This window comes from Pseudomonas sp. S31, assembly GCF_016648105.1.
Classification (GTDB): Bacteria; Pseudomonadota; Gammaproteobacteria; order Pseudomonadales; family Pseudomonadaceae; genus Aquipseudomonas.
This window is the reverse complement of sequence record NZ_JACVVE010000021.1, coordinates 51,049-76,274: the sequence shown is the minus strand read 5'-3', so window position 1 is coordinate 76,274 and position 25,226 is coordinate 51,049. Positions and strand designations below refer to the sequence as shown.

Here is a 25,226-nt window from a genome sequence, read left to right as displayed (position 1 = left end):
GCGCTGCTTCCTGCTAACGCTAGAGGCCCCATGGGTATCGCCCAACGGACACCCTTCGCAAGGATCGATCATGCCACTCACCCGCATCACCCTCACCCTGCTGGCCCTGGCAAGCCCGTGGGTACAGGCTGCCGACCCACTGCAGAGCCAGGTCGACAAGGTCGTCGAGCCACTGATGAAGGCCGAAGGCATCGCTGGCATGGCCGTGGCGGTGTACGTCAACGGCCAGTCCCACTATTTCAGCTACGGCGTGGCCAACAAACGGGAACGCACGCCGGTAAGCGCCGACACGCTGTTCGAGGTCGGCTCGCTGAGCAAGACCTACACCGCTACCCTCGCGGCGCTGGCCAGCAGTGAAGGCCAGCTCGATTTGCATGCACCCGCCGAGCGCTACCAGCCCTTACTCGCAGGCACCCCCCTGGGCAAGGTCAGCGTGCTGGATTTCGGGGCCTACAGCGCCGACTGCCTCCCCTTGCAGTTCCCTGATGAGGTGCGCAACGACGATCAGGCCCTGGCCTTCTTCCGCCAATGGCAGCCTCGCGCCGAAGCGGGCACCCAGCGCTGCTATTCCAACCCCAGCCTGGGGTTGTTCGGCGATCTCGCGGCCCGCGCCCGCAAGCAGCCATTCGCCACCCTCATGGCCGAAGACCTGCTGCCACGACTCGGGCTCAAGCACACCTACCTGCAGGTTCCAGCCGACGCGCTGGGTCTGTACGCCCAGGGCTACGATGCGCAGAACCGCCCGGTGCGTGTCAGCGCTGGCCCATTCGCCGACGCCGCCTATGGGATCAAGACCAGCGCCCGCGACCTGCTGCGCTACACACGCCTGCACATGCAGCCCGCCGAGCTTGCGCCGGCATTGCGCCAGGCCATGGCCATCACCCAGCAAGGCTATTTCGAGGTCGGTGCAATGACCCAGGGCCTGGGCTGGGAACGCTACCCCTACCCCGTTGCGCTCGAAACGCTGGTCGATGGCAACAGCCCACGACTGATCCGCGAACCACAGGCCACTCAGCGCCTCGATCCACCGCTGCCGCGACTGCTTGCGGCCTGGTACAACAAGACCGGCTCCACCAACGGTTTCGGTGCCTACGTAGCGTTCGTCCCCAGCGAAGACAAGGCGATCATCCTGCTGGCAAACCGTAATTATCCTAACGAAGCACGCGTGCGCGCCGCCTACCAGATCCTCTCCGAGGCGGGTCGATAAGCCGGTTACGATAGGATTGTCCGACACGATGTAGTGCCAAAAAATATTCACTACAAAACTGTTGACGACGCGGATCTGCCTTGGGCATGATGAGGCCGTCTCCCCGATCGGGAGCGGTGGCAAGGGTGTTCCAGACGGCCTGCGCGGTAACGCAGGCCGTCCGTGGAGAGGGAAACTGTCCAAAAGGCAGCGTGAGAAAGCCCCTGTTGCGATGCTGCTGTAGCAGCCTAGGTAGTGCGCTACACCGTGATAGCGCCAACTGTGAAAAATCAACAACGAATGGGTAATAGGGGCTTATATGATGAACTTGAACAACAATCCCACGATCGACCAATTGGCCCAGCTGTTCGCCGTACGCAAGGACAGCCTCGACGACCACCTGCTGTGGGTCAGCCAAACCGGCGAAGTGCGCCTCGACCGCCTTCCGCCCAACACCATCGAAGACGAATTCGAAGAGCACCTGCCCAGCATGCGTGCACGCTTCAAGGTCTACCGCCGTGGCCAGGGCTACGTCGGCAAGAAGGCCGCCGCCGACACCGAGTTCGTAGGCCGCGTCCTGCAGACCCTGCAACAAGAATGGCCCGCCGCCCGCGAGCGGCAGGCAGTCAAGGTGATCGACCCGCTCAACTGAGCGGCCTCACCCTCGCTTCAGCCCGGCCGGCAACGGCCGGGCTTTTTCATGCCCGCAAACGTGGCGCGGCCCGCTCTGGCAGGGCAATGGCGCCAGTGGCCAGGGCACGGGCGCGCTCGACGCCCCACACCAGCGCGCGGGTCATGCTCTCGCCCGGGCGAGAGCGGTAGTACTCCTCGACCAATGCCTTGCCATCCTGGGCGTACAACCCGAGGAACAACTGCGTGGCCCCCTGCCGCGAAAGGCGCACCTGCACATCGAAGGTAGTGCCGTCGCTGAGTGCTTCATCGTGGCTGCGGCTATGCAGCTGGGCATCGGCCCACTGCCAATAGGTCTCTTCCCTGACTCGCATGGATCACAATCCTCCTTGGCCCAATTGCCGCGCAAGGATTCCACAAGCGCCTGGCTTGGGCGAGGGCAAAACGACGTTGCCATGAGCAGGGTCAAGCAATGCAAACAAAAACCCCGCCAATCGGCGGGGTGTGATGGATTTCAACGTTTCTGCGGTATGCGGGGAGTGAAGCGGCCCTTCTTCGCCCGCTGCAGGTGCGCAGGCTGCATTTGCTCCGATTCGTCCAAGGTCATGTGGGCGAAGCCCAGCCGATAGGCAGCCTGGCCGCAACGTACCTGGTTGTTGATCGGGAATGCGTCGTTGCTGTCTTCGTAAAAGGACTCGCTCATGCCCTGTCTCCCTCCAGCGGCGGCCCTGCCGGCAACCAGCGCGGTTGCCTGAAAGAACGGGGCCGATGAAGTGAGACTAGCCGGTCATTTGCAGACTACCCGGGCAAAAAAACTGCAGCCGACCAGTGGCTACATGGCTCCTGCCTAAGTCTTGATCGCTGCCTATTGCGCGCTTGCGGCCCGCAGGCGCTGGCCCAGCTTGGGCCCGAACACGTTCACCAGCAGCCCGGCCATCACCAGTAACGCGCCCCAGCCCTGCATTGGCGTCAGCCGCTCGCCCAGCAACCAAGCCGAAGAACTCAGGCCGATCACCGGCACCAGTAGCGAGAACGGCGCTACCTTGCCGGCCGGGTGCCGCGACAGCAACTTGCTCCACAGGCTGTAGCCGAGCATGGTGGCGACGAACGCCAGGTAGATCAGCGCCAGTACCGAACTCCAGCTGATATTGGCCAGAGCCTGGCCAATGCGCTCGGGGCCTTCCAGCCACCAGGACAGTGCCAGAAACGGCAACGGCGGGATCAGCCCACCCCAGATCACCAGGGCCACCAGGTTCACCGAGCCAAAGCGCCGGGTGATGATGTTGCCCATGCCCCACATGGCCCCGCCACACAAGGTCAGCAACAGTGCCACCAACGGCACATGGCTACTGTCCTCGCTGCCGATCAACGCCAGGCCACTGGCCGCCACCAGCAGCCCCAGCACGCTGGCCAGGCGCAGGCGTTCGCCAAGAAACAGCGCGGCGAAGCCCAGGGTGAAGAACGCCTGCGATTGCAGCACCAGCGACGCGAGCCCCGGTGGCATGCCGCTGTACATGGCCTGGAAGAGAAAGGCGAACTGGCCCAGCGAGATGGTCGCGCCATAGGCGATCAACCAGCGCCACGGCAGGTTCGGCCGCTTCACCAGCAGGATCGCCGGGAAAGCCACCAACAGGAACCGCAGCGCGCCCAGCAGCATCGGCGGCAGACCATCGAGGCCAACCTTGATGACCACGAAATTGACTCCCCACGCGATGATCACCACCAGCGCGATCAACAGGTCCTTGAGCGGCATTGCTGCATCCTTATTCCAGGCTTTTAGACATATTTCGTTACAGCATAAGGGTATTCCCGAACGCGGGACCAGCACAGTTGGCGACCAGCCTTGCGCAACAGTCGGCTGTGATGGCCAACGCGAGCCACTTGCTGACCATCCGAGCATTGCATGCTTTGCATTTGCCCTTGGCGTCGAACCCATGGCATAGATGCGGGTCCACGTCTTTACGTGCCTGTATTGCGCCACTGAAGGAGAACCGTGCATGAGCAAGTCCCCCTACGTCCCGCCCAAGGTCTGGAGCAACGACGCAGCTTCCGGCGGCCAGTTCGCCAGCATCAACCGCCCGGTGGCCGGCGCGACCCACGACAAGGACCTGCCCGTGGGCAAGCAGCCTTTGCAACTGTATTCCCTGGCTACCCCGAATGGGGTCAAGGTCACCATCGCCCTGGAAGAGCTGCTTGCCCTAGGCCACACCGCCGCCGAATACGATGCCTGGCTGATCCGCATCGGCGACGGCGACCAGTTCGGCAGCGGCTTCGTCCAGGTCAACCCGAACTCGAAGATCCCTGCCCTGCTCGATCGCAGCATCGAGCCGCCGGTACGTGTGTTCGAGTCAGGTTCGATCCTGCTGTACCTCGCGGAAAAGTTCGGCGCCCTGCTGCCCAAGGCCCCAGCCGCGCGTACCGAGGCGCTCAACTGGCTGTTCTGGCAAATGGGCGCGGCGCCTTACCTGGGTGGCGGCTTTGGCCACTTCTATGTCTACGCGCCAGAGAAAATCGAATACGCCATCAACCGCTTCACCATGGAAGCCAAGCGCCAACTGGACGTGCTCGACCGGCGCCTGGCCGAGAGCCGCTACCTGGGCGGCGAGGAGTACAGCATCGCCGACATCGCCGTGTGGCCGTGGTACGGCCAGCTGGTGCGCGGCAACCTGTACGACGCCGCAGAGTTCCTCGCCGTTCAGGAGTACACCCACGTCCAGCGCTGGGCCGAGGAAATCGCCCAACGCCCGGCGGTGCAACGCGGCACCCGAGTGAACCGCACCTGGGGCGATGAGGCGAGCCAGGTGCCGGAGCGACACTCGGCAGCGGACCTGCTCTGAGGTTGGCGGGGCCGCCCGGCGGCCCCATCGCCGACGACACTGCTGCCGTGCAAAAATCCATTTCCCCCGCGCAAACCTGCTTCCCCCAATCCCTTCTTGTACACTCCTCGCATTAGCCCCCACCTGCACAAACTTTTTGGTGAAAGCATGATCGAGGTAACCGAGGTTTCCATTGCCGAGCTGCGCGACGCGCTCGAGTCGGGCCGCACGACGGCGGTCGAGCTGGTCAAGGCGTACCTGGCACGCATCGACGCCTACGACCCAGCCGGCACCGCTACCGCACTGAACGCGGTGGTGGTACGCAACCCCGAGGCCATCGCCGAAGCCGAGGCGTCCGACGCCCGCCGCGCCAAGGGCGCACTGCTCAGCCCGCTCGATGGCATCCCCTACACCGCCAAGGACAGCTACCTGGTCAAAGGCCTGACCGCCGCCTCCGGCAGCCCGGCCTTCAAGGACCTGGTCGGCCAGCGTGACGCCTTCACCATCGAGCGCCTGCGCGCCGCCGGGGCGGTGTGCCTGGGCAAGACCAACATGCCGCCGATGGCCAATGGCGGTATGCAACGCGGCGTCTATGGCCGCGCCGAGAGCCCGTACAACGCCAGCTACCTGACCGCCCCCTTCGCCTCGGGCTCGTCCAACGGTGCCGGTACCGCCACCGCCGCCAGTTTCAGCGCCTTCGGCCTGGCCGAAGAAACCTGGTCCAGCGGACGTGGCCCGGCGTCGAACAACGGCCTGTGCGCCTACACCCCCTCGCGCGGGGTCATTTCGGTCCGCGGCAACTGGCCGCTGACCCCGACCATGGACGTGGTGGTGCCGTATGCGCGGACCATGGCCGACTTGCTCGAGGTCCTCGACGTGGTGGTCGCCGACGATGCCGACAAGCGCGGCGACCTGTGGCGCCTACAGCCTTGGGTGCCGATCCCCGCCGCCTCCTCGGTGCGCCCGGCCTCCTACCTGGACCTGGCGATGAGCGCCAGCAGCCTGGCAGGCAAGCGCTTCGGCGTACCGCGCATGTACATCAATGCCGACCCTGAAGCTGGCACGTCGGAAAAACCCGGCATCGGTGGCCCGACCGGCCAGCGCATCAACACCCGCGCCAGTGTCATCGACCTGTGGCAGGACGCGCGCAAGGCCCTCGAAGCCGCCGGTGCGGAGGTCGTCGAAGTGGACTTCCCGCTGGTGTCCAACTGCGAGGGCGACCGCCCAGGTGCCCCGACCGTGTACAACCGCGGCATCGTCAGCAAGGCATTTCTCCATGACGAACTGTGGGAGCTGTCGGGCTGGGGCTTCGACGACTTCCTGCGGGCCAACGGCGACCCCAAGCTCAACCGCCTGGCCGACGTAGACGGGCCGCAGATCTTCCCGCACGACCCCGGCACCCTGCCCAACCGTGAGGACGATCTGGCGGCCGGCATGGACGAGTACGTCAACATGGCCAAGCGCGGCCTGAAGACCTGGGACCAGATCGAGACCCTGCCCGACGGCCTGCGCGGCCTGGAAGCCACGCGCAAGCTCGACCTGGAAGACTGGATGGACAACCTGGGCCTGGACGCGGTGCTGTTCCCGACCGTGGCCGATGTAGGCCCGGCCGATGCCGACGTCAACCCGGCCTCGGCAGACATCGCCTGGAGCAACGGCATCTGGGTCGCCAACGGCAACCTCGCCATTCGCCACCTGGGCGTGCCGACCGTCACCGTGCCAATGGGCGTGATGGCGGATATCGGCATGCCGGTGGGGCTGACCTTCGCCGGGCGCGCCTACAGCGACAATGCACTGCTGAGCTTTGCCGCGGCGTTCGAATCGACCGGGTCGCGGCGGGTGATTCCGCCGCGTACGCCAGCACTGGGCTGATTGCGGCCCCTATCGCCGGCGCCCGACATGCTGCATCTGCAGGCGCCGGCTTGAACTGGCGATGGGGCTGCTGGTATTAACAAGCCTTCTGCAACCTGCATCACAAGGCTCACATGACCCTGCATATCGCTACTCCCCTGATCGAATCGCGCCCGCTTTCGCTGGCCGCCCAGCGCTCCGTCTGGCTCAAGCTCGACGCCCTGCAACCTTGCGGCTCGTTCAAGCTGCGCGGCGTCGGCCATGCCTGCGAGGTTCACCACGCCCGTGGCGCACGCCACTTCGTGTCGTCGTCCGGTGGCAATGCCGGCCTCGCGGTCGCCTATGCCGGTCGCAAGCTGGGCGTGCCGGTGACCGTGGTGGTGCCCGAGACCACCACCGAACGGGCCAAGGAGCTGCTGCGCCTGGAAGACGCCAAGGTGGTGGTGCATGGCAGTTCCTGGCAGGAAGCCAACGAACTGGCATTGACCCTGGTCGGTGCGGGTGATGCATTCATCCACCCCTTCGACGACCCGCTGCTGTGGGCCGGGCATGCCAGCCTGGTCGACGAAATGGCGGCGGCCGGGTTCAAGCCCGACGCAGTAGTGCTGTCGGTGGGCGGCGGCGGGCTGCTCAGTGGCGTGGTGGAAGGGTTGCAGCGCAATGACTGGGGCGATGTGCCGGTGCTCGCGGTGGAAACCACCGGCGCCGCATCGTTGCGGGCGGCGATGCAGGCAGGGCACACCGTCGAGCTCGAACGCATCGCCTCGGTGGCCAGTTCGCTGGGGGCCAAGCGGGTAGCCGAACAGGCGCTGGCCTGCACCCAATTGCACCCGGTGCAGAGCCACCTGGTCAGCGACCGGGCGGCTCTGGAGGCCTGCGAACGGTTCCTGATGGATCATCGGGTGCTGGTGGAACCGGCGTGTGGGGCGGCATTGGCGCTGGCGTATGCAGGGGATGCGCTGGCGGACTTCGAGAAGGTGCTGGTGGTGGTTTGTGGTGGGGCGACTGCCACGCTGGGGCAGATTCAGGAGTGGTTGAAGCAGGTCGAATGAGACCCGCTGTCCCGGCCTGTTCGCGGCTAAAGCCGCTCCTACAGGAAAAACGGTGCCCCTGTAGGACCGGCTTTAGCCGCGAACAGGCCGGAACAGGCAACAGCTGAATCGCCTGCCTTGTAGCGGTTACTCATCGGATTCCCCTTGTTTGTCCTATTGGTTCATCAGGATGGTCACATAGTCCTGTTCTACTGAACCTGCCATGCGCGGAAAAATTCCGGCAAATCGCCAGCATCGCTGACGAAATACCTGTTCCGCCCTTTCGATATGCGGCAAGGGAAGGCACAATGCGTGTCTTTTTTTTGGCCGGCCTGGCCGGGGGCCTTTAAATGATCAAGACGCCGTACTACCTCATCGACAAAACCAAACTGCTGGGCAACATGGAGAAGATCGCCTACGTGCGCGAACACTCCGGTGCCAAGGCGCTGCTCGCCCTCAAGTGCTTCGCCACCTGGTCGGTGTTCGACCTGATGCAGCAGTACATGGATGGCACCACCTCGTCCTCGCTGTTCGAGCTCAAGCTCGGCCGCCAGAAGTTCGCCGGCGAGACCCACGCCTACAGCGTGGCCTGGGCCGATGACGAGATCGAGGAAATGCTCGAGAACTGCGACAAGATCATCTTCAACTCGATCGGCCAGCTGCAGCGCTTCGCCGAACAGTCCGAAGGCAAGGTCCGCGGCTTGCGCGTCAACCCACAGGTAAGCAGCTCCGACTACCTGCTGGCCGACCCGGCCCGCCCGTTCAGCCGCCTCGGCGAATGGGACCCGGCAAAGATCGAGCAGGTGATCGATCAGATCTCCGGCTTCATGTTCCACAACAACTGCGAGAACGGTGATTTCGGCCTGTTCGACAAGATGCTGTCGCACATCGAAGAGCGCTTCGGCCACCTGCTGCACAAAGTCGAGTGGGTCAGCCTCGGTGGCGGCATCCACTTCACCGGCGAAGGCTACGCTCTGGACGCCTTCTGCGCGCGCCTGAAGGCCTTCTCCGAGAAGTACGGCGTGCAGGTCTACCTGGAGCCCGGCGAAGCCGCCATCACCAACAGTGCCTCGCTGGAAGTGACCGTGCTCGACACCCTGTACAACGGCAAGCACCTGGCCGTGGTCGACAGCTCGATCGAAGCGCACCTGCTCGACCTGCTGATCTACCGCCTCAACGCCAAGATGGCCCCCAACGACGGCGAGCACACCTACATGGTCTGCGGCAAGTCGTGCCTGGCGGGCGACATCTTCGGCGAATACCAGTTCGAGCGCCCGCTGGCGATCGGTGACCGCCTGTCGTTCATCGACACAGCCGGTTACACCATGGTCAAGAAAAATTGGTTCAACGGTCTGAAGATGCCATCGATCGTGGTCAAGCAGCTCGACGGCAGCGTCGAAGTGGTCCGCGATTTCGGCTTCGAAGACTACGTTTCCAGCCTGTCGTAAGACCGGCTTTCCAAGTAAGGAGCAAAAGGTAAATTGAAGAAGAACGTTCTTATCATTGGTGCAGGAGGTGTCGCCAAGGTGGTGGCCCACAAGTGCGCGCAGCATAACGACGAACTGGGTCGTATCGCTATCGCGTCACGGAACATCTCCAAATGCCAGGCCATCATCGACAGCGTCAAGGCCAAGGGTAGCCTCAAGGTACCCGCCGACATCCAGGCCTTCTCGCTCAACGCCCTCGATGTCGAGGCGACCAAGGCACTGATCCGCGAGACCGAATCGCAGATCGTGATCAACGTCGGTTCCGCCTTCCTCAACATGTCGGTGCTGCGCGCCTGCATCGATACCGGTGTCGCCTACCTGGACACCGCCATCCACGAAGAGCCGGGCAAGATCTGCGAGACCCCGCCGTGGTACGGCAACTACGAGTGGAAACACCTCGAAGAGTGCCAACAAAAGAACATTACCGCCATTCTCGGCGTCGGTTTCGACCCGGGTGTGGTGAACAGCTACGCAAAACTTGCGCAGCAGCAATACTTCGACAGCATTGATTCGATCGACATTCTCGACGTCAATGCCGGTTCGCACGGCAAGTACTTTGCCACCAACTTCGACCCGGAGATCAACTTCCGCGAATTCACCGGGCAAGTCTGGAGCTGGCAGAACAGCCAGTGGACCAGCAACAGCATGTTCGAAGTCAAGCGTACCGACGACCTGCCGGTGGTAGGTTCGCAGAACCTGTACCTGACCGGCCATGACGAAGTTCATTCGATCTCGAAGAACCTCAATGTGCCGAACGTGCGTTTCTGGATGAGCTTCGGCGAGCACTACATCAATGTGTTCACCGTGCTGAAGAACCTCGGCCTGCTCTCCGAGCAACCGGTCAAGACTGCCGAAGGCCTGGAAGTGGTACCGCTGAAAGTGGTCAAGGCCGTGCTGCCCGACCCTGCCTCGCTGGCCCCGGGCTACACCGGCAAGACCTGCATCGGCGACCTGGTCAAGGGCACCAAGGACGGCCAGCCGCGCGAGGTGTTCATCTACAACGTGGCTGACCACGAAGAGGCCTACGCCGAGACCGACAGCCAGGGCATTTCCTACACCGCCGGTGTTCCACCAGTGGCAGCGGCTCTGCTGGTCGCCCGTGGCGAATGGGATGCCAAGCGCATGGTCAACGTCGAGGAGCTGCCTGCCGAGCCGTTCCTCAAAGCGCTGGACGTGATGGGCCTGCCCACCCGCGTCAAGGATGAAAAAGGCGATCGTCCGTGGGACGCTGAAGCCTAAGCTGCACACCAAGGGGCGCCATCTGGCGCCCCTTCTGTTTTATCGGCTAAGGCGACAACAGGCGCTTGCCAAGCGTACAATCTCAAAATACTGTATGAATATTCAGTATATTCGAGATCGCTCAATGCAGCTCATCGCCAAGCTCGGCATCCTTGCCGACGCCGCCAAATATGACGCCTCCTGTGCCAGCAGCGGCGCGCCCAAGCGCAGCTCGCGTGGTGGCAACGGCCTGGGCGCCACCGATGGCATGGGCATCTGCCACAGCTACACCCCGGATGGCCGCTGCGTCTCGCTGCTCAAGGTGCTGCTGACCAACTTCTGCCTGTACGACTGCCAGTACTGCGTCAACCGCCGCTCCAGCAACGTACCGCGGGCGCGTTTCAGCCCCGAGGAAGTGGTGCGCCTGACCCTGGACTTCTATCGGCGCAATTGCATCAGCGGGCTGTTCCTGAGCTCGGGCATCATCCGCTCGGCCGACTACACCATGGAGCAACTGATCCGCGTCGCCCGCCTGCTGCGTGAAGAACATGACTTCCGCGGCTATATCCACCTCAAGACCATCCCAGATGCGGACCCGTTGCTGATCGAGGAAGCCGGGCGCCTGGCAGACCGCTTGAGCGTCAACATCGAGTTGCCCACCGACGCCAGCCTCAAGCGCCTGGCACCGGAGAAACACGCCCATACCATTCGCCAGGCGATGGGCGTCATCCACCAGGGCCAGCAGGCCGTGGCCAACGAGCCACGCGCCCCGCGCTTCACCCCGGCCGGGCAAAGCACCCAGGTGATCGTCGGCGCCGACGCCACCGACGACAGCACGCTGCTGCGCAACGCCGAGTCGCTGTACCAAGGCTACGGTCTCAAACGCGTCTACTATTCGGCCTTCAGCCCGATCCCCGACAGCCCCGGCAGCGTGCCATTGGCCGCCCCGCCGCTGCTGCGCGAGCACCGCCTGTACCAGGCCGATTTCCTGCTGCGTGGATACGGCTACAAGGCCGGCGAACTGTTCAGCGACAACGCCAATCTTGCCCTGGACATCGACCCCAAGCTGGCTTGGGCCCTGGCCAATCGCGAGGTATTCCCGCTGGACGTGAATCGCGCGGAGCCGGCGCTATTGGCGCGGATCCCGGGCATCGGCCTGCGCAGCGTGCAGCGCCTGGTGGCGCTGCGCCGCGAGCGGCGGATCCGCTACGACGACCTCATCCAGCTGCGCTGTGTGCTGGAAAAAGCCCGGCCCTTCATCGTCACCAGCGACTACCGCCCGGCTCAGGCCGAGCTGCGCAGTGGGCTGCTGCGGGCTCGTCTGCGCGAACCTCAGGCACCGGTGCAAATGGGCTTGTGGGGATGATCGCGCTCGATTGCGACAATCTCTTCGGCCGCTGGCGCGACCAGGCGCGGCGTCTGCTCGGGCACGGTATCGATCCTGCCGATGTGACCTGGACTCAGGGGCCGATCGATGACCTGTTGGCCGTCCCAACACCATTGCCCGAAGGCCCAGGGCCATTCCAGGCGCGGGTACCGGCAACGCTGCTGGCGCAGTTGGAACAGGCGGCGCGCTACCGTGGCGAGCAGCGCTGGAGCCTGCTCTACGAGGTGCTCTGGCGCGTGGCCCATGGCGACCGCACCGCCATGCTCGCCGGCGATCGCCTCGGCAGTGAACTGCAGCGGCGGATCAAGCAGGTCAGCCGCGAGGCCCACCACCTGCACGCATTCGTGCGTTTCGTGCCACTGCCCACTGCCCTGGCTGAGCAGCTGCAACTCGACCTCGTGGCCTTCCACGAGCCTGCCCACGATATTCTCGAAAGCGCCAGCGCGCACTTCGCCGATCGCCTTGGTCGGCAGCGCTGGCTGATCGCGACGCCCGACGATGGCATCCGCTTCGATGGCCAGGCGTTCGACTACCAAAGACGTTGCCCGCAGACCTGGCACGACTGGGCACGCAACGCAGATGACCCGGGGGCCGAACTGTGGCGCACCTATTACCGGCACACCTTCAACCCCGCCCGCCTCAACCCTGACGCGCTGCGCCAACACCTGCCCGGGCGCTTCTGGCGCCACCTGCCGGAGGGCATGTTGATCCCGCAGCTGGAAGGGCTGGCTCGCCAGGGCAAGCAGCGCGATGGGCAGGCCATCGAGGTGGCCAGCCAGCAAGGCAAGCGAGTGGGCCGCGCCGAACATTAAGGGCACGAAATTGGCGCTCCAAACAATTGCCAGCTACCTTGTACCCCCATAACTAGTACGTGCTTTATCTACCGTGATCTCGGCTGGCGGGTGGCGTTTATTCAGGACTGGCATGACCAGGCCTCGGTACGCCTCCGGCTGATGCACATCCGTCGCTTCTGCACCCCACAGGGAAGTGCTTGCATGGCCACGAATGTTCCAGCTGCCGATCAGTATCGCGCCCTGGGTTTGTCCACCCTGGCATTCACCCTGTGCTTCGCGGTATGGACCGTTTTCTCCATCCTCGGCCTGCAGATCAAGGATGAGTTCGCCCTCTCCGACACCCAGCTCGGCCTGCTGATGGCCACGCCAGTGCTGACCGGGTCAATCTCACGCATCTTCCTCGGCCTGTGGACCGATCGCTATGGCGGGCGTTGGGTATTCGGCCTGCTGATGCTGGTGTCGGCGCTGTGTGTCTACCTGCTGACCTTCGCCGACAGTTTCGTCATCCTGCTGCTGGCGGCGCTCGGCGTCGGCCTGGCCGGTGGCGGCTTCATCGTCGGCACCGCCTACACCGCCACCTGGTTCGAGCCCGGCCGCCAGGGCACCGCCCTGGGCATCTTCGGCGCGGGCAACGTCGGCGCCGGCCTGACCAACCTGGCCGCGCCGTTGCTGCTGCTGGCCCTGGGCTGGCGTGGCGCGGCACTGGTATACGCCAGCGTGCTGGCGATCATGGGCGTGTTGTTCATCCTTCTGGCCAAGAACGACCCGCAAAGCGAAACCCGTCAGGCCAACCCTGTATCCCTGCGCGAACAGCTGGCGCCGCTGGCCGAGCTGCGCGTCTGGCGCTTCTCGCTGTACTACTTCTTCGTCTTCGGCGCCTTCGTCGCCCTCGCCCTGTGGCTGCCGCACTATCTGATGCAGGTCTATGGCCTGGGCCTGGCTGCGGCAGGCGTGGTCGCCGCCCTGTATACCGTGCCGGCGTCGTTGTTCCGCATCCTCGGCGGCTGGCTGTCGGATCGGTATGGCGCCCGCAAGGTCATGTACTGGACCCTGGCCGTGTCGGTGGCCTGCACCTTCCTGCTCAGCTATCCGCCGACCCGCTACACCGTGACCGGGGTACGTGGCGACATCGACTTTTCCATGCATCTGGGGCTGGTCGGTTTCACCGTGATCATCGTGATACTGGGTTTCTTCATGTCGCTGGGCAAGGCGGCGGTGTTCAAGCACATCCCCACCTACTACCCACAGCATGTCGGCGTGGTCGGCGGCCTGGTCGGCATGATCGGCGGCCTGGGTGGCTTCCTGCTGCCGCTGACCTTCGGCATGCTCAACGACGTGGTCGGCATCTGGCAGAGCTGCTTCATGCTGCTGTTGCTGATCGCTGTCGGGGCACTGGCCTGGATGCACTATGCGATTCGCATGGCCGAGCGCGTCGAGTGGGCGACACGCGGCGAGAGCCAGGACCTGCCGGAACTGTCGACCCCGAGCAGCTTCGTGTTGCGCGACTGGCACCCGGAGGACCCAACATTCTGGGAGGCGACCGGCAAGCGCATCGCCACCCGCAACCTGTGGATCTCGATCCCCAACCTGCTGCTGGGCTTCGCCATCTGGATGGTCTGGTCGGTGGTGGTGGCCAAGCTGCCGCTGGCCGGCTTCGACTACAGCCCCAACCAGCTGTTCTGGCTGGCCGCCCTGCCCGGCCTGTCAGGCGCCACGCTGCGCATCTTCTACAGCTTCATGGTGCCGATCTTCGGCGGCCGGCGCTGGACCGCGCTGTCGACCGCCTCGCTGCTGGCGCCGGCGCTGTGGATCGGCTTTGCCGTGCAGAACCCGCAAACACCCTACCTGGTCATGTTGATCCTGGCGCTGCTGTGCGGCCTGGGCGGCGGCAACTTCTCGTCGAGCATGGCCAACATCTCGTTCTTCTTCCCCAAGCAGGCCAAGGGCGGCGCCATGGGCCTGAATGCCGGGCTGGGCAACCTGGGTGTCAGCGTGATGCAGTTCCTGGTGCCGCTGGTGATCACCGCCGGCGTGTTCGGCAGCCTGGGCGGCGCACCGCAGACCACCGCCCAGGGCACGCCGCTGTGGCTGCAGAACGCCGGTTTCATCTGGGTGCCGTTCATCCTCGCCGCAGCGGCAGCTGCATGGTTCGGCATGAACGACATCGCCAGCGCCAAGTCGTCGTTCAGCGACCAGATGGCGATCTTCAAACGCAAGCACACCTGGCTGATGAGCGTGCTCTACACCGGCACCTTCGGCAGCTTCATCGGTTTCTCCGCCGGCTTCCCGCTGCTCGCCGGGCACCTGTTCCCGGACGTCGACATCCTCAAGTACGCCTTCCTCGGCCCGTTGATCGGCGCCTTGTCGCGAGCGTTTTCCGGGGGCCTGGCCGACCGTTTCGGCGGTGGCCGCATCAGCCTGTGGGTGTACGTGGCCATGGCCGCCTGCGTGGTCGGCGTGCTGGCGGCGATCAGTGCCGGTTCATTCTGGATGTTCCTGGCGATGTTCCTGCTGCTGTTCTTCTTCTCTGGCGTGGGCAATGCCAGCACCACGCAGATGATCCCAGCGATCTTCCGCCTGCAGACCCCGCGCCTGTTCCCCAACCTGCCGGCCGAACAACAGGCACTGGCCAGCGAGAAGGAGTCCGCCGCTGCGGTGGGCTTCATCTCGGCCGTGGCCGCCTATGGCGGCTTCTTCATTCCCAAGTCGTTCGGCAGCTCGTTCGACCTGACCGGTGGCCCGCAGTGGGCGCTGTACGGGTTCATCGTGTTCTACCTGCTGTGCATCGCGCTGACCTGGTTCTACTACACCCGACGTGATGCCGAGGTCCGCTGCTGATCGCCCTGCGTAACCGTCACGGAGGAAAGCCATGAGTTTCTTCATCGACCGCCTGCGCTACCTGGTCAAACGCCCGCCCGAATTCGCCAATGGCCATGGCGAAACCCGCGACGAGAGCCGCGACTGGGAGGACGGCTACCGCCAGCGCTGGCAGTACGACAAGATCGCCCGCTCCACCCACGGGGTGAACTGCACCGGTTCGTGCAGTTGGAAGGTCTATGTGAAGAACGGCCTGGTGACCTGGGAAACCCAGCAGACCGACTACCCGCGCACGCGCCCGGACCTGCCCAACCACGAACCGCGGGGCTGCCCGCGCGGGGCCAGCTACTCGTGGTACCTGTACAGCGCCAATCGCCTCAAGTACCCCATGGTACGCAAGGCGCTGATCCAGTTGTGGCGCGCGGCGCTGGCCACCCAGCCCGACCCGGTTCTGGCCTGGGCGAGCATCGTCGAAGACCCGGACAAGGCCCGCCAGTACAAGTCGATCCGTGGCCGCGGCGGCTTCGTGCGCAGCGACTGGGACGAGCTGCAGACCCTGGTTGCGGCAGCCAACGTGTACACGGTCAAGCAGTATGGCCCCGACCGTGTGGCCGGTTTCTCGCCGATCCCGGCGATGTCGATGGTCAGCTATGCTGCCGGCACCCGCTACCTGTCGCTGATCGGCGGCGTGTGCCTGTCGTTCTACGACTGGTACTGCGACCTGCCGCCGGCCTCGCCACAGGTGTGGGGCGAACAGACCGACGTGCCGGAATCGGCCGACTGGTACAACTCGGGCTACATCATCGCCTGGGGCTCGAACGTGCCGCAGACCCGCACCCCCGACGCGCACTTCTTCACCGAGGTGCGCTACAAGGGCACCAAGACCATCGCCATCACCCCCGACTACGCGGAAATCGCCAAGCTCTGCGACGAGTGGATGAGCGCCAAGCAAGGCACCGACGCGGCCCTGGCCATCGCCATGGGCCACGTGATTTTCAAGGAGTTCCACCTCGACAACCCCAGCGCCTACTTCACCGACTACATCCGCCGCTACACCGACATGCCGATCCTGGTCGAGCTGGAGCAGCGCGAGGACGGCACCTTGGTACCCGGCAAGCAACTGCGCGCCAGCGACTTCGCCGGCAACCTGGAGCAGGCCAACAACCCCGAGTGGAAGACCATCGCCTGGGACGAACAGGGTGAGCGGCTGGTGGTGCCGCGTGGCTCGATCGGTTTCCGCTGGGGCGAAAGCGGGCACTGGAACCTGGAAACCGTCGAGGCCGGCGGCAGCGAAGTGCAGCTGTGCCTGTCGCTGCTGGGCCGCCACGAGGAAATCGCCCGCGTCGCCTTCCCCTACTTCGGCGGCATCGCCCGCGAGCACTTCGCCCATGTGCCGGTGCGCGACGTGCTCTACCACCACATCCCGGCCAAGCGTTTGCGCTTGGCCGATGGCCGTGACGTGCTGGCCGTCACGGTGTTCGATCTGAGTGCTGGCAACTACGGCATCGATCGCGGCCTGGCCGCCACGGTCGGAGGCACGGGCGAGGACGACGGCGCCAGCGCCTACGACCAGCTCAAGCCGTACACCCCGGCCTGGCAACAGGCGATCACCGGGGTCAAGGCCGAGCAGATGATCCGCATCGCTCGCGAGTTCGCCCATAACGCCGACAAGACCCACGGCCGCTCCATGATCATCGTCGGTGCCGGGATGAACCACTGGTACCACATGGACATGAACTACCGCGGGCTGATCAACATGCTCATCCTCTGCGGGTGCGTGGGCAAGAGCGGTGGCGGTTGGTCGCACTACGTCGGCCAGGAAAAACTCCGCCCGCAGACCGGCTGGACGCCGCTGGCCTTCGCCCTCGATTGGCACCGCCCGCCACGGCACATGAACAGCACCTCGTTCTTCTACAACCACTCCAGCCAGTGGCGCTACGAGAAGCTCGAAGTCAAGGAGCTGCTGTCGCCACTGGCGCGCAGCGAAGACTTCCACGGCAGCCTGGTGGACTACAACGTGCGCGCCGAACGCATGGGCTGGCTGCCCTCGGCGCCACAACTGGGCATCAACCCCTTGCGCCTGGCCGCCGCCGCCCAGGCTGCCGGGCAGAGCACCGTGGACTACACCGTCGACCAGCTCAAGCGTGGCGCCCTGCGCTTTGCCAGCGAAGACCCGGACAACCCGCAGAACCACCCACGCAACCTGTTCGTCTGGCGCTCCAACCTGCTCGGCTCGTCGGGCAAGGGCCACGAGTACATGCTCAAGTACCTGCTCGGCACGCGCCACGGCGTGCTCGGCAAGAACCTCGGCGAGGCCGGCGGGCACAAGCCCGAGGAAGTGTTGTGGAAGGACGACGCCATCGAAGGCAAGCTCGACCTGGTGGTGACCCTGGACTTCCGCATGTCCACCACCTGCCTGTACTCCGACGTGGTGTTGCCCACCGCCACCTGGTACGAGAAGGACGACCTCAATACCTCGGACATGCACCCGTTCATCCACCCCCTCACCGCCGCCACCGACCCAGCCTGGGAGGCGCGCAGCGACTGGCAGATCTACGACGGCATCGCCCAAGCCTTCGCCCGCGTCTGCGTCGGCCATCTGGGTGAGGAAACCGACCTGGTCAGCCTGCCCCTGCAGCACGACAGCCCCGGAGAACTGGCCCAGCCCGACGTGCGCGACTGGAAGAAAGGCGAGTGCGAGGCGATCCCAGGCAAGACCATGCCCTCACTGATCGAGGTCAAGCGCAACTACCCCGAGACCTACGAGCGCTTCAGTTCGGTCGGCCCGCTGCTCGACACCCTGGGCAATGGCGGCAAGGGCATCAGCTGGAAGACCGAGGCGGAAGTCGACCTGCTCGGCAAGCTCAACTACCACAAGCACGAAGGCTCTGCGGCCGGCCGCCCGCGCCTGGCCTCGGCGCTGGACGCCGCCGAGATGATCCTGACCCTGGCCCCCGAGACCAACGGCCAGGTCGCGGTGAAGGCCTGGGAAGCGCTGTCCAAGGTCACCGGCCGCGACCACAGCCACCTGGCCAGGCGCAAGGAAGAAGAGAAGATCCGCTTCCGCGACCTGGTGGCGCAACCGCGCAAGATCATCTCCAGCCCTACCTGGTCGGGCCTGGAGGACGAACATGTGAGCTACAACGCCTGCTACACCAACGTCCACGAGCTGATCCCCTGGCGCACCCTCAGCGGTCGCCAGCAGTTCTACCAGGACCACCCGTGGATGCGTGCCTTCGGCGAAAGCCTGATGGTCTACCGCCCGCCCATCGACACCAAGGCGGCGGCCAGCGTCGCCGCGCCGAAGAGCAACGGCAACCCGGAAATCGCCCTCAACTGGCTGACCCCGCACCAGAAATGGGGCATCCACTCCACCTACAGCGACAACCTGCTGATGCAGACCCTGTCGCGCGGTGGGCCGATCGTCTGGATCAGCGAGGACGACGCCCGACGCATCGGTGTGGCGGACAACGACTGGATCGAGCTGTTCAACGCCAACGGCGCGATCGCCGCCCGCGCCGTGGTCAGCCAACGGGTACGCCCCGGCATGGCGATGATGTACCACGCCCAGGAACGCATCGTGAACATCCCCGGCTCCGAGGTCACCGGCACCCGTGGCGGCATCCACAACTCGGTGACCCGCGTGTGCCCCAAGCCGACCCACATGATCGGCGGCTACGCCCAGCTTTCCTATGGCTTCAACTACTACGGCACCGTCGGCTCGAACCGCGACGAATTCGTCATCGTGCGCAAGATGAAGCGGGTCGACTGGCTGGACGGCGAAGGCAACGACTACCAGCAGGAGGCGGTGAAATGAAGATCCGTTCCCAGGTCGGCATGGTCCTGAACCTCGACAAGTGCATTGGCTGTCATACCTGCTCGGTGACGTGCAAGAACGTCTGGACCAGCCGCGAAGGCGTCGAGTACGCCTGGTTCAACAACGTCGAGACCAAGCCCGGCATTGGCTACCCCAAGGAGTGGGAAAACCAGAAGAAATGGCGCGGTGGCTGGGTGCGCAATGCCGACGGCTCGATCAACCCGGGCATCGGCGGCAAATTTCGAGTGCTGGCGAACATCTTCGCCAACCCCGACCTGCCGGAGATCGACGACTACTACGAGCCCTTCACCTTCGACTACGAGCATCTGCATACGGCCAAGAGCGGCGATCACCAACCCGTCGCCCGGCCCCGCTCGCTGATCTCCGGCCAGCGCATGAACAAGATCGAATGGGGTCCCAACTGGGAAGAACTGCTGGGCAGCGAATTCGCCAAGCGTCGCCGCGACGTCAACTTCGACCAGGTCCAGGCGGACATCTACGGCCAATTCGAAAACACCTTCATGATGTACCTGCCGCGCTTGTGCGAGCACTGCCTGAACCCCGCCTGCGTGGCTTCATGCCCGAGCGGAGCGATCTACAAGCGCGAGGAAGACGGCATCGTGCTGATCGACCAGGACAAGTGCCGGGGCTGGCGCATGTGCGTCAGCGGCTGCCCGTACAAGAAGATCTACTACAACTGGAAGAGCGGCAAATCGGAGAAGTGCATCTTCTGCTACCCACGCATCGAGACCGGCCAGCCCACGGTCTGCTCGGAAACCTGCGTCGGGCGCATCCGCTACCTGGGCGTGCTGCTGTACGACGCCGACCGTATCGAGGATGTGGCGGCCTCGGCCGATGACCGCGACCTGTACCATCGCCAGTGCGAGATCTTCCTCGACCCACACGACCCAGCGGTGATCGAGCAGGCCCGCAGGGACGGCGTGCCGGACAACGTGATCAGCGCCGCCCAGGCTTCGCCGGTCTACAAGCTGGCCATCGACTGGCAGTTGGCCCTGCCCCTGCACCCGGAGTACCGCACCTTGCCAATGGTGTGGTACGTACCACCTTTGTCACCCATTCAGTCCGCGGCAGAGGCCGGCCACGTTGAGTTCGACGGTGTACTGCCGAAGATCGAATCCCTACGCATCCCGGTCCGCTACCTGGCCAACATGCTCACCGCCGGTGAAGAAGCCCCGGTGGTGCTGGCGCTCAAGCGGTTGATGGCGATGCGCGTGTACATGCGCGGCAAGCATGTCGACGGCACCCTCGACATGGCCGTGCTCGAACAGGTCGGCCTGAGCCAGCAGCAGGTCGAGGAGATGTACCGCTATCTGGCCATTGCCAACTACGAAGACCGCTTCGTCATCCCCACCGGCCACCGCGAACAGGTACCGGACGTATTCGCCGAGCGTAGCGGCTGCGGTTTCACCTTCGGCGACGGCTGCAACGGTGGGCGCAACGAATTGAGCCTGTTCGGCGGACGCAAGCAGACCACCACGCTGGTCAAGCCGGTGCAGACCTTCGACCCGCTGGAGGACAGCCGCCATGAATGATCATGACCCCAACATCGAGGCTGCCAGCGGCATGCTCAGCCTGCGCGTGTTGGCCCGGCTGCTGGACTACCCCAGCGCCGAGCTGCTGGCGGCCCACGCTGAACTGGCCTGCCTGATCGAAACCGAGACCCGCTGGCCGCCTGCCCTGCGCGCCGAGCTGGTGCGCTGGTGCCAGGACCTGGCCGGCAGCGAGCTGCTCGACCTCGAGGAGGCCTACGTGGCAATGTTCGACCGCGGCCGCGCCGTGTCACTGCTGCTGTTCGAGCACGTCCATGGCGAGTCGCGCGACCGTGGCCAGGCCATGGTCAACTTGCTCGCCGAGTACGCCGCCGCGGGCTTTCACCTCGACGCCCGCGAACTGCCGGACCACCTGCCGCTGTTCCTCGAATACCTCTCCACCCGTTCGCCCACCGAGATCGGCCAGTGGCTCGGTGAAATCCAACCGATCCTGGCACTGCTCGGCGCTCGCCTGGAGGAACGCGGCAGCCGCTACGCCCTGGTCCCTCGCGCGCTGCTCACGCTGATTGGCGCGAGCGACAGCATTGCCGCCCAGCGTCCGGCAGCCAGCGCCGAACCCGCCGACAACACGCCCCAGGCATTGGACGCGGTGTGGGAGGAAGAAGCGGTGCGCTTCGAAGCTCAGTCGGACCAGGACTGCAGCCTGCAATCAGCCGAAGGCAGGCGCCTGGCCGAACGCAAGTACCAAGCCATTCCCCAGGTCATCCAGCTCGTGCCGCCTACCCCGGCTCCAGGCCAATGAACGGAGGTGCATCATGTTCAAGGAATACCTGCTCCACCTGATCTACGGCTACTACCCCTACCTGGCGGGCACCGTGTTCCTGCTCGGCAGCTTGTTTCGCTATGACCATGGCCAGTACACCTGGAAGACCGGTTCCAGCCAGATGCTGTCGAGCAAGCACATGCGCCTGGCCAGCAACCTGTTCCACATCGGCATCCTGACCATCTTCTTCGGCCACCTGTTCGGCCTGCTGACGCCGCACTGGGTGTACGGGCCGTATCTGTCCGCCGGCCACAAGCAACTGCTGGCCATCGTCATTGGCGGCATCGCCGGTGTCTTGTGCGTGGCTGGTGGCGCCATGCTGCTCTGGCGGCGGTTCTTCAATCCGCGAGTGCGGGCATCCTCCAGCCTGATGGACAACCTGATCCTCAGCCTGCTGCTGTTGCAGGCGTGCCTGGGCCTGACCACCATCTTCTTCTCCGCCGGGCACCTGGACGGCAGCACCATGCTGACCCTGGCCGAGTGGGCACAGGCGATCGTGTTCTTCAACGGCGATGCGGCCAACTACCTGGTCGAGACCCCCTGGATCTTCAAGCTGCACATCTTCCTCGGCCTGACCATCATCCTGCTGTTCCCGTTCACCCGGCTGGTGCACGTGTGGAGCATTCCCCTGGGGTATTTCGGGCGCAACTACCAGATCGTGCGGCGACGCCACTGAGGAGCAACAGGCATGGACATGATTGCCGTGGAAAACCTGCCACAGGGACCAGCGACAGTGATTCGGGTAGGCGATACCCTGTTGAGCGAGGCGGACATCGCCGCCGAGACACCCTTTCACCCCTCGGCGTCGCTCTACGAGGCCCAGCGCAGCGCAGCCCGGGCGCTGGTGGTGCGCGAACTGCTCAAGCAACGGGCGACGATGCTCGGCCTGGCCGATGGCGACGAGGCAGTGGCACGCCTGCTGGAGGACGACCTGCAGGTACCCGACGCCTCCGACCAGGACTGCCAACGCTACTTCGACAGTCACCGCGAGCGCTTCTGCCTGCCGGCACGGATCAAGGTGCGGCACATCCTGCTAGCCGCCGCACCGGAAGATGCCCATGCCCGCGACGCCCATTACCGGCTGGGCGTGCAACTGCTCGAAGCGCTCGGCGAACACCCGGAGCGCTTTACCGAGTTCGCTCAACGCCACTCCGCCTGCCCGTCCAAGGACCAGGGCGGGGAGCTGGGCTGGCTGAGTGCAGGCCACACCGTGACCGAACTGGACCAGGTGCTGCAGCGCTTGCCGGTGGGCCTGCATGATCGACCACTGGCTTCGCGGTATGGCTGGCATGTGGTGTGGGTCGACGAGCGCGTGGAGCGCAGCCCATTACCCTACGCCCAGGTAGCTGAACGGGTGCGCCAGAGCCTGCGTGAAGAGGCGACGCGACGGGCGCTACGCGAGTACCTGCTGGCGCTGGAGGCGGAGTTTGGCGTACAGGGGTTCAGCCTGGAGGATTCGACGGTGGTGTAACCTGCGCGGGGCTATCTGGAGGCGCTTCGCGCCCCATCGCGGCGCAAGGCCGCTCCTACAGGGGGATGCAATACCTGCCGAAGTTTGGCGAAACACGATCAAGGAGCGGCCTTGCGCAGCAGCCCCTGGCCTAGTGGGTGAGGATCCAGACAGTATCTGCACCGATGACCACAAGCCTCACAACCGCTAGACTTGCCCGCCCTTCCCCGATCCGAGAACAAGCAATGCGCATCACCAGCGGCCCCGCCGCCACCGCCTGCGGTCTGGCGGCGATCCTCCTGTGGAGCACGGCCAGCGGCCTGATCCGCAGCGTCAGCGAATACTTTGGCCCGATCGGCGGCGCTGCGCTGATCTATACCTTCGGCTCTGCCCTGCTGGTGATGTTGCTCGGTCGCCCGCGGCTGCGCCACGCTTCACGCTTCTACCTGGTCACCGGCTCGCTGCTGTTCGTGACCTATGAGATCTGTCTGTGCCTGGCCCTGGGCTTTGCTGTCAGCCGCACCCAGTCCATCCAGCTGGGCGTGGTCAACTACCTGTGGCCGAGCCTGACAGTGTTGCTGGCGATCTTCATGAACCGCCAGCCGGCGCGCTGGATCATCGTGCCCGGCACCGCCATCGCCCTGCTCGGGATTCTCTGGGTGGTCAGTACCGATGGCGTATCGCTGGCCAGTATCGCCAGCAACGTCGCCTCCAACCCGCTGAGCTACAGCCTGGCGGCCACCTGCGCGATCACTTTCGCCCTGTACTGCAACGTGACCCGGCGCTATGCCAATGGGCAGAGCCATGTGGTGCTGTTTTTCCTGCTGACCGCCGCCGTGCTGTGGGCGAAGTACCTGATCAGCAGCGAGACGCTGCCGCCCTTCGCCCTGCGCCCGAGCCTGGAGCTGCTGGCGGCGGGGCTGGGCATGGCCGGGGGCTATGCGCTGTGGAACATCGGCATCCTGCGCGGCAACCTGACCTTGCTGGCCACCGCTTCGTATGCAGGGCCGGTGCTGTCGTCGGCATTCGCCGCTACCTGGCTCGGGGCCGAGCTGGGCATGCAGTTCTGGCAGGGGGCGTTGCTGGTGACGGCGGGGTCGTTGTTGTGCTGGCAGGCGACTCGGCAGCGCGGGAAGGATTGATTGCCGGGGATTGGCTTGGGATCAATCAGCCCCGCCGCCGATCCCAAGCCCCCCCGAGAACCTCAGCGCTTCATGCAGCTATCGATGCTCCAGCCATACAGCCACTGCACCGCATCATAGAACTGCTCCTGCCCGCGCCCTTCCCACAACTGGTTGCGCACCAGCCGCTCGACGCCCTTGGCATGGTAGAGCCGGCCCATTTCCCGAGCCGACCACAGCACCCGCGCGGTGCGCGGGATGCGAATCGACTCGTACAGGCGAAACGCCGCTTGCAGGTCGTGGTCGCAGGCCTTGACCGCCTCGCCCAATACCACCGCGTCTTCCAGCGCCATGCACGCTCCCTGGGCCAGGTACTGGGTCATCGGATGCGCGGCATCCCCCAGCAGGGTCGCGCGGCCTTCGCCCCATTGCTCCACCGGGTCGCGGTCGGCAGTGGCCCAGCGGCGCCAGGAGGTCGGACGGTCGAGCATCTGCCGTGGGCGCTCGTGGATGCCCTCGAAGTACGACAGCACCTCTTCCTTGCTGCCATCGGTCACGCCCCACTGCTCCTGGTTGCGGCTATGGAAGGTCACCACCAGGTTGTACTGCTGGCCGCCACGCAGCGGGTAATGCACCAAATGGCAATGCGGGCCGGCCCAGAGCATCGGCGCGTTGACGCGCAGGTCCTCGGGCATGTTCTCGCGCTCGACCACCGCGCGGTACACCACGTGCCCGGTAACCCGTGCCGGGTCGCCGACCATGCGCTCTCGGATCACCGACTTCACGCCATCACAGCCGATGACCGCGTCGGCCTGGTAGCGATTGCCCTTGGTGTCGGTCAGGGTCACGCCCTGGTCGTTCATCTCCATGCCAGCGATAAGGGTGGAGGTCTGGAAGCGGATCAGTGGGTTCTGGCGTACCGCCTCGAGGATCGACAGGTGGATATCGGCGCGGTGGATCACGCCGTAGGGGTTCCCGAAACGCTGACGGAAGCGCTCGCCGACATCGACCCGGGCCACTTCGTGGGCATCGATCGCATCCATCATGATCAAGTGATCGGTAAACACCGAGCGGTTGCGCGCCGCCTCGCCGACGCCCAGGGCATCCAACGCCGAGTAGGCGTTGGGGCCGAGCTGGATGCCTGCGCCGATCTCGCCGATCTGCTCGGCCTGTTCCAGCAGCAGCACCTGGATACCTTGGGCAGTCAGGGCCTGGGCAGCGGCGAGGCCGCCGATGCCGCCACCGACGATGATGATTTTTTGTTGTTGGGCAGTCATGGTTAGGGTC

The 25,226-nt window shown here is 64.9% G+C and carries 20 protein-coding genes; 16 read left to right on the top strand and 4 right to left on the bottom strand.

The window, feature by feature from the left end; translation table 11 throughout:
• The first annotated feature begins 70 nt into the window (after positions 1-70).
• Positions 71-1,207: a class C beta-lactamase gene (gene ampC / locus IAE37_RS16540; protein ID WP_201175272.1), complete on the top strand. Its 1,137-nt coding sequence runs from the start codon at positions 71-73 to the stop codon at positions 1,205-1,207.
• Positions 1,208-1,505: 298 nt separating this feature from the next.
• A complete protein-coding gene (locus IAE37_RS16535) occupies positions 1,506-1,838 on the top strand; it encodes a hypothetical protein (RefSeq protein ID WP_201175270.1) in 333 nt (110 codons plus the stop codon).
• Between the two features lie 46 nt (positions 1,839-1,884).
• Here IAE37_RS16535 and IAE37_RS16530 read toward each other — a convergent pair whose 3' ends face one another.
• The 3 genes from IAE37_RS16530 to IAE37_RS16520 all read right to left on the bottom strand — a co-directional run bounded on the left by IAE37_RS16530 (position 1,885) and on the right by IAE37_RS16520 (position 3,569).
• Positions 1,885-2,190 carry a hypothetical protein gene (locus tag IAE37_RS16530; protein WP_201175268.1) on the bottom strand — a complete coding sequence of 102 codons (306 nt, stop codon included), beginning with the start codon at positions 2,188-2,190 and terminating at the stop codon, positions 1,885-1,887.
• Between the two features lie 140 nt (positions 2,191-2,330).
• Positions 2,331-2,519 carry a hypothetical protein gene (locus IAE37_RS16525; protein ID WP_201175266.1) on the bottom strand — a complete coding sequence of 63 codons (189 nt, stop codon included), beginning with the start codon at positions 2,517-2,519 and terminating at the stop codon, positions 2,331-2,333.
• Between the two features lie 162 nt (positions 2,520-2,681).
• The gene (locus tag IAE37_RS16520; protein ID WP_201175264.1) at positions 2,682-3,569 is read right to left on the bottom strand and encodes an EamA family transporter; all 888 of its coding nucleotides are present in this window, start codon (positions 3,567-3,569) and stop codon (positions 2,682-2,684) included.
• A 244-nt stretch (positions 3,570-3,813) separates the two neighbouring features.
• On the opposite strand from IAE37_RS16520, the gene yghU reads away from it, so the two are divergent.
• The 14 genes from yghU to yddG all read left to right on the top strand — a co-directional run bounded on the left by yghU (position 3,814) and on the right by yddG (position 23,960).
• Positions 3,814-4,653, top strand: coding sequence for a glutathione-dependent disulfide-bond oxidoreductase (gene yghU / locus IAE37_RS16515; protein ID WP_201175263.1), 840 nt, complete (start codon positions 3,814-3,816; stop codon positions 4,651-4,653).
• Positions 4,654-4,800: 147 nt separating this feature from the next.
• Positions 4,801-6,504, top strand: coding sequence for an amidase (locus IAE37_RS16510; protein ID WP_201175262.1), 1,704 nt, complete (start codon positions 4,801-4,803; stop codon positions 6,502-6,504).
• A 113-nt stretch (positions 6,505-6,617) separates the two neighbouring features.
• Complete coding sequence (locus tag IAE37_RS16505; protein ID WP_201175261.1) at positions 6,618-7,535, top strand: pyridoxal-phosphate dependent enzyme; 918 nt, start codon at positions 6,618-6,620, stop codon at positions 7,533-7,535.
• 329 nt (positions 7,536-7,864) lie between these two features.
• On the top strand, positions 7,865-8,962 hold the full coding sequence (locus tag IAE37_RS16500) for a carboxynorspermidine decarboxylase (RefSeq protein ID WP_201175260.1): 1,098 nt from the start codon (positions 7,865-7,867) through the stop codon (positions 8,960-8,962).
• Positions 8,963-8,995: 33 nt separating this feature from the next.
• Complete coding sequence (locus IAE37_RS16495) at positions 8,996-10,240, top strand: saccharopine dehydrogenase family protein (RefSeq protein ID WP_201175259.1); 1,245 nt, start codon at positions 8,996-8,998, stop codon at positions 10,238-10,240.
• A gap of 124 nt (positions 10,241-10,364) precedes the next feature.
• The gene (locus tag IAE37_RS16490; RefSeq protein WP_201175258.1) at positions 10,365-11,585 is read left to right on the top strand and encodes a putative DNA modification/repair radical SAM protein; all 1,221 of its coding nucleotides are present in this window, start codon (positions 10,365-10,367) and stop codon (positions 11,583-11,585) included.
• Positions 11,576-12,418 (top strand): TIGR03915 family putative DNA repair protein, encoded by an 843-nt coding sequence (locus IAE37_RS16485; RefSeq protein ID WP_201175256.1) that lies wholly within the window; start codon positions 11,576-11,578, stop codon positions 12,416-12,418. Before IAE37_RS16490 ends, IAE37_RS16485 begins: the two co-directional genes overlap by 10 nt.
• 141 nt (positions 12,419-12,559) lie before the next feature.
• Positions 12,560-15,238, top strand: coding sequence for a nitrate/nitrite transporter (locus IAE37_RS16480; protein ID WP_328822750.1), 2,679 nt, complete (start codon positions 12,560-12,562; stop codon positions 15,236-15,238).
• Between the two features lie 31 nt (positions 15,239-15,269).
• Positions 15,270-19,034, top strand: coding sequence for a nitrate reductase subunit alpha (locus IAE37_RS16475; RefSeq protein WP_201175252.1), 3,765 nt, complete (start codon positions 15,270-15,272; stop codon positions 19,032-19,034).
• Positions 19,031-20,587, top strand: coding sequence for a nitrate reductase subunit beta (gene narH, locus IAE37_RS16470; RefSeq protein WP_201175250.1), 1,557 nt, complete (start codon positions 19,031-19,033; stop codon positions 20,585-20,587). Before IAE37_RS16475 ends, narH begins: the two co-directional genes overlap by 4 nt.
• The gene (gene narJ, locus IAE37_RS16465) at positions 20,580-21,347 is read left to right on the top strand and encodes a nitrate reductase molybdenum cofactor assembly chaperone (protein WP_201175248.1); all 768 of its coding nucleotides are present in this window, start codon (positions 20,580-20,582) and stop codon (positions 21,345-21,347) included. Before narH ends, narJ begins: the two co-directional genes overlap by 8 nt.
• 13 nt (positions 21,348-21,360) lie before the next feature.
• Entirely contained in the window at positions 21,361-22,044 is a 684-nt protein-coding gene (narI, locus tag IAE37_RS16460) for a respiratory nitrate reductase subunit gamma (protein ID WP_201175246.1), read from the top strand.
• 12 nt (positions 22,045-22,056) lie between these two features.
• Positions 22,057-22,839, top strand: coding sequence for a peptidylprolyl isomerase (locus IAE37_RS16455; RefSeq protein WP_201175244.1), 783 nt, complete (start codon positions 22,057-22,059; stop codon positions 22,837-22,839).
• Positions 22,840-23,063: 224 nt separating this feature from the next.
• The gene (yddG, locus tag IAE37_RS16450) at positions 23,064-23,960 is read left to right on the top strand and encodes an aromatic amino acid DMT transporter YddG (RefSeq protein WP_201175242.1); all 897 of its coding nucleotides are present in this window, start codon (positions 23,064-23,066) and stop codon (positions 23,958-23,960) included.
• 62 nt (positions 23,961-24,022) lie between these two features.
• On the opposite strand, the gene IAE37_RS16445 is transcribed toward yddG, so the two are convergent.
• A complete protein-coding gene (locus IAE37_RS16445; RefSeq protein WP_201175240.1) occupies positions 24,023-25,216 on the bottom strand; it encodes a 3-hydroxybenzoate 6-monooxygenase in 1,194 nt (397 codons plus the stop codon).
• Between the last annotated feature and the right edge of the window lie 10 nt (positions 25,217-25,226).

Bases quoted from the DNA above. Each gene is read 5' to 3' on its own strand.
- IAE37_RS16525 (WP_201175266.1), bottom strand. From the start codon at position 2,519: ATGAGCGAGTCCTTTTACGAAGACAGCAACGACGCATTCCCGATCAAC.
- IAE37_RS16510 (WP_201175262.1), top strand. From the start codon at position 4,801: ATGATCGAGGTAACCGAGGTTTCCATTGCCGAGCTGCGCGACGCGCTC.
- IAE37_RS16530 (WP_201175268.1), bottom strand. From the start codon at position 2,190: ATGCGAGTCAGGGAAGAGACCTATTGGCAGTGGGCCGATGCCCAGCTG.
- yddG (WP_201175242.1), top strand. From the start codon at position 23,064: ATGCGCATCACCAGCGGCCCCGCCGCCACCGCCTGCGGTCTGGCGGCG.
- yghU (WP_201175263.1), top strand. From the start codon at position 3,814: ATGAGCAAGTCCCCCTACGTCCCGCCCAAGGTCTGGAGCAACGACGCA.
- narI (WP_201175246.1), top strand. From the start codon at position 21,361: ATGTTCAAGGAATACCTGCTCCACCTGATCTACGGCTACTACCCCTAC.
- ampC (WP_201175272.1), top strand. From the start codon at position 71: ATGCCACTCACCCGCATCACCCTCACCCTGCTGGCCCTGGCAAGCCCG.
- IAE37_RS16445 (WP_201175240.1), bottom strand. From the start codon at position 25,216: ATGACTGCCCAACAACAAAAAATCATCATCGTCGGTGGCGGCATCGGC.
- IAE37_RS16480 (WP_328822750.1), top strand. From the start codon at position 12,560: ATGCACATCCGTCGCTTCTGCACCCCACAGGGAAGTGCTTGCATGGCC.
- IAE37_RS16455 (WP_201175244.1), top strand. From the start codon at position 22,057: ATGGACATGATTGCCGTGGAAAACCTGCCACAGGGACCAGCGACAGTG.
- IAE37_RS16475 (WP_201175252.1), top strand. From the start codon at position 15,270: ATGAGTTTCTTCATCGACCGCCTGCGCTACCTGGTCAAACGCCCGCCC.
- narH (WP_201175250.1), top strand. From the start codon at position 19,031: ATGAAGATCCGTTCCCAGGTCGGCATGGTCCTGAACCTCGACAAGTGC.
- IAE37_RS16490 (WP_201175258.1), top strand. From the start codon at position 10,365: ATGCAGCTCATCGCCAAGCTCGGCATCCTTGCCGACGCCGCCAAATAT.
- IAE37_RS16505 (WP_201175261.1), top strand. From the start codon at position 6,618: ATGACCCTGCATATCGCTACTCCCCTGATCGAATCGCGCCCGCTTTCG.
- IAE37_RS16520 (WP_201175264.1), bottom strand. From the start codon at position 3,569: ATGCCGCTCAAGGACCTGTTGATCGCGCTGGTGGTGATCATCGCGTGG.
- narJ (WP_201175248.1), top strand. From the start codon at position 20,580: ATGAATGATCATGACCCCAACATCGAGGCTGCCAGCGGCATGCTCAGC.
- IAE37_RS16535 (WP_201175270.1), top strand. From the start codon at position 1,506: ATGATGAACTTGAACAACAATCCCACGATCGACCAATTGGCCCAGCTG.
- IAE37_RS16500 (WP_201175260.1), top strand. From the start codon at position 7,865: ATGATCAAGACGCCGTACTACCTCATCGACAAAACCAAACTGCTGGGC.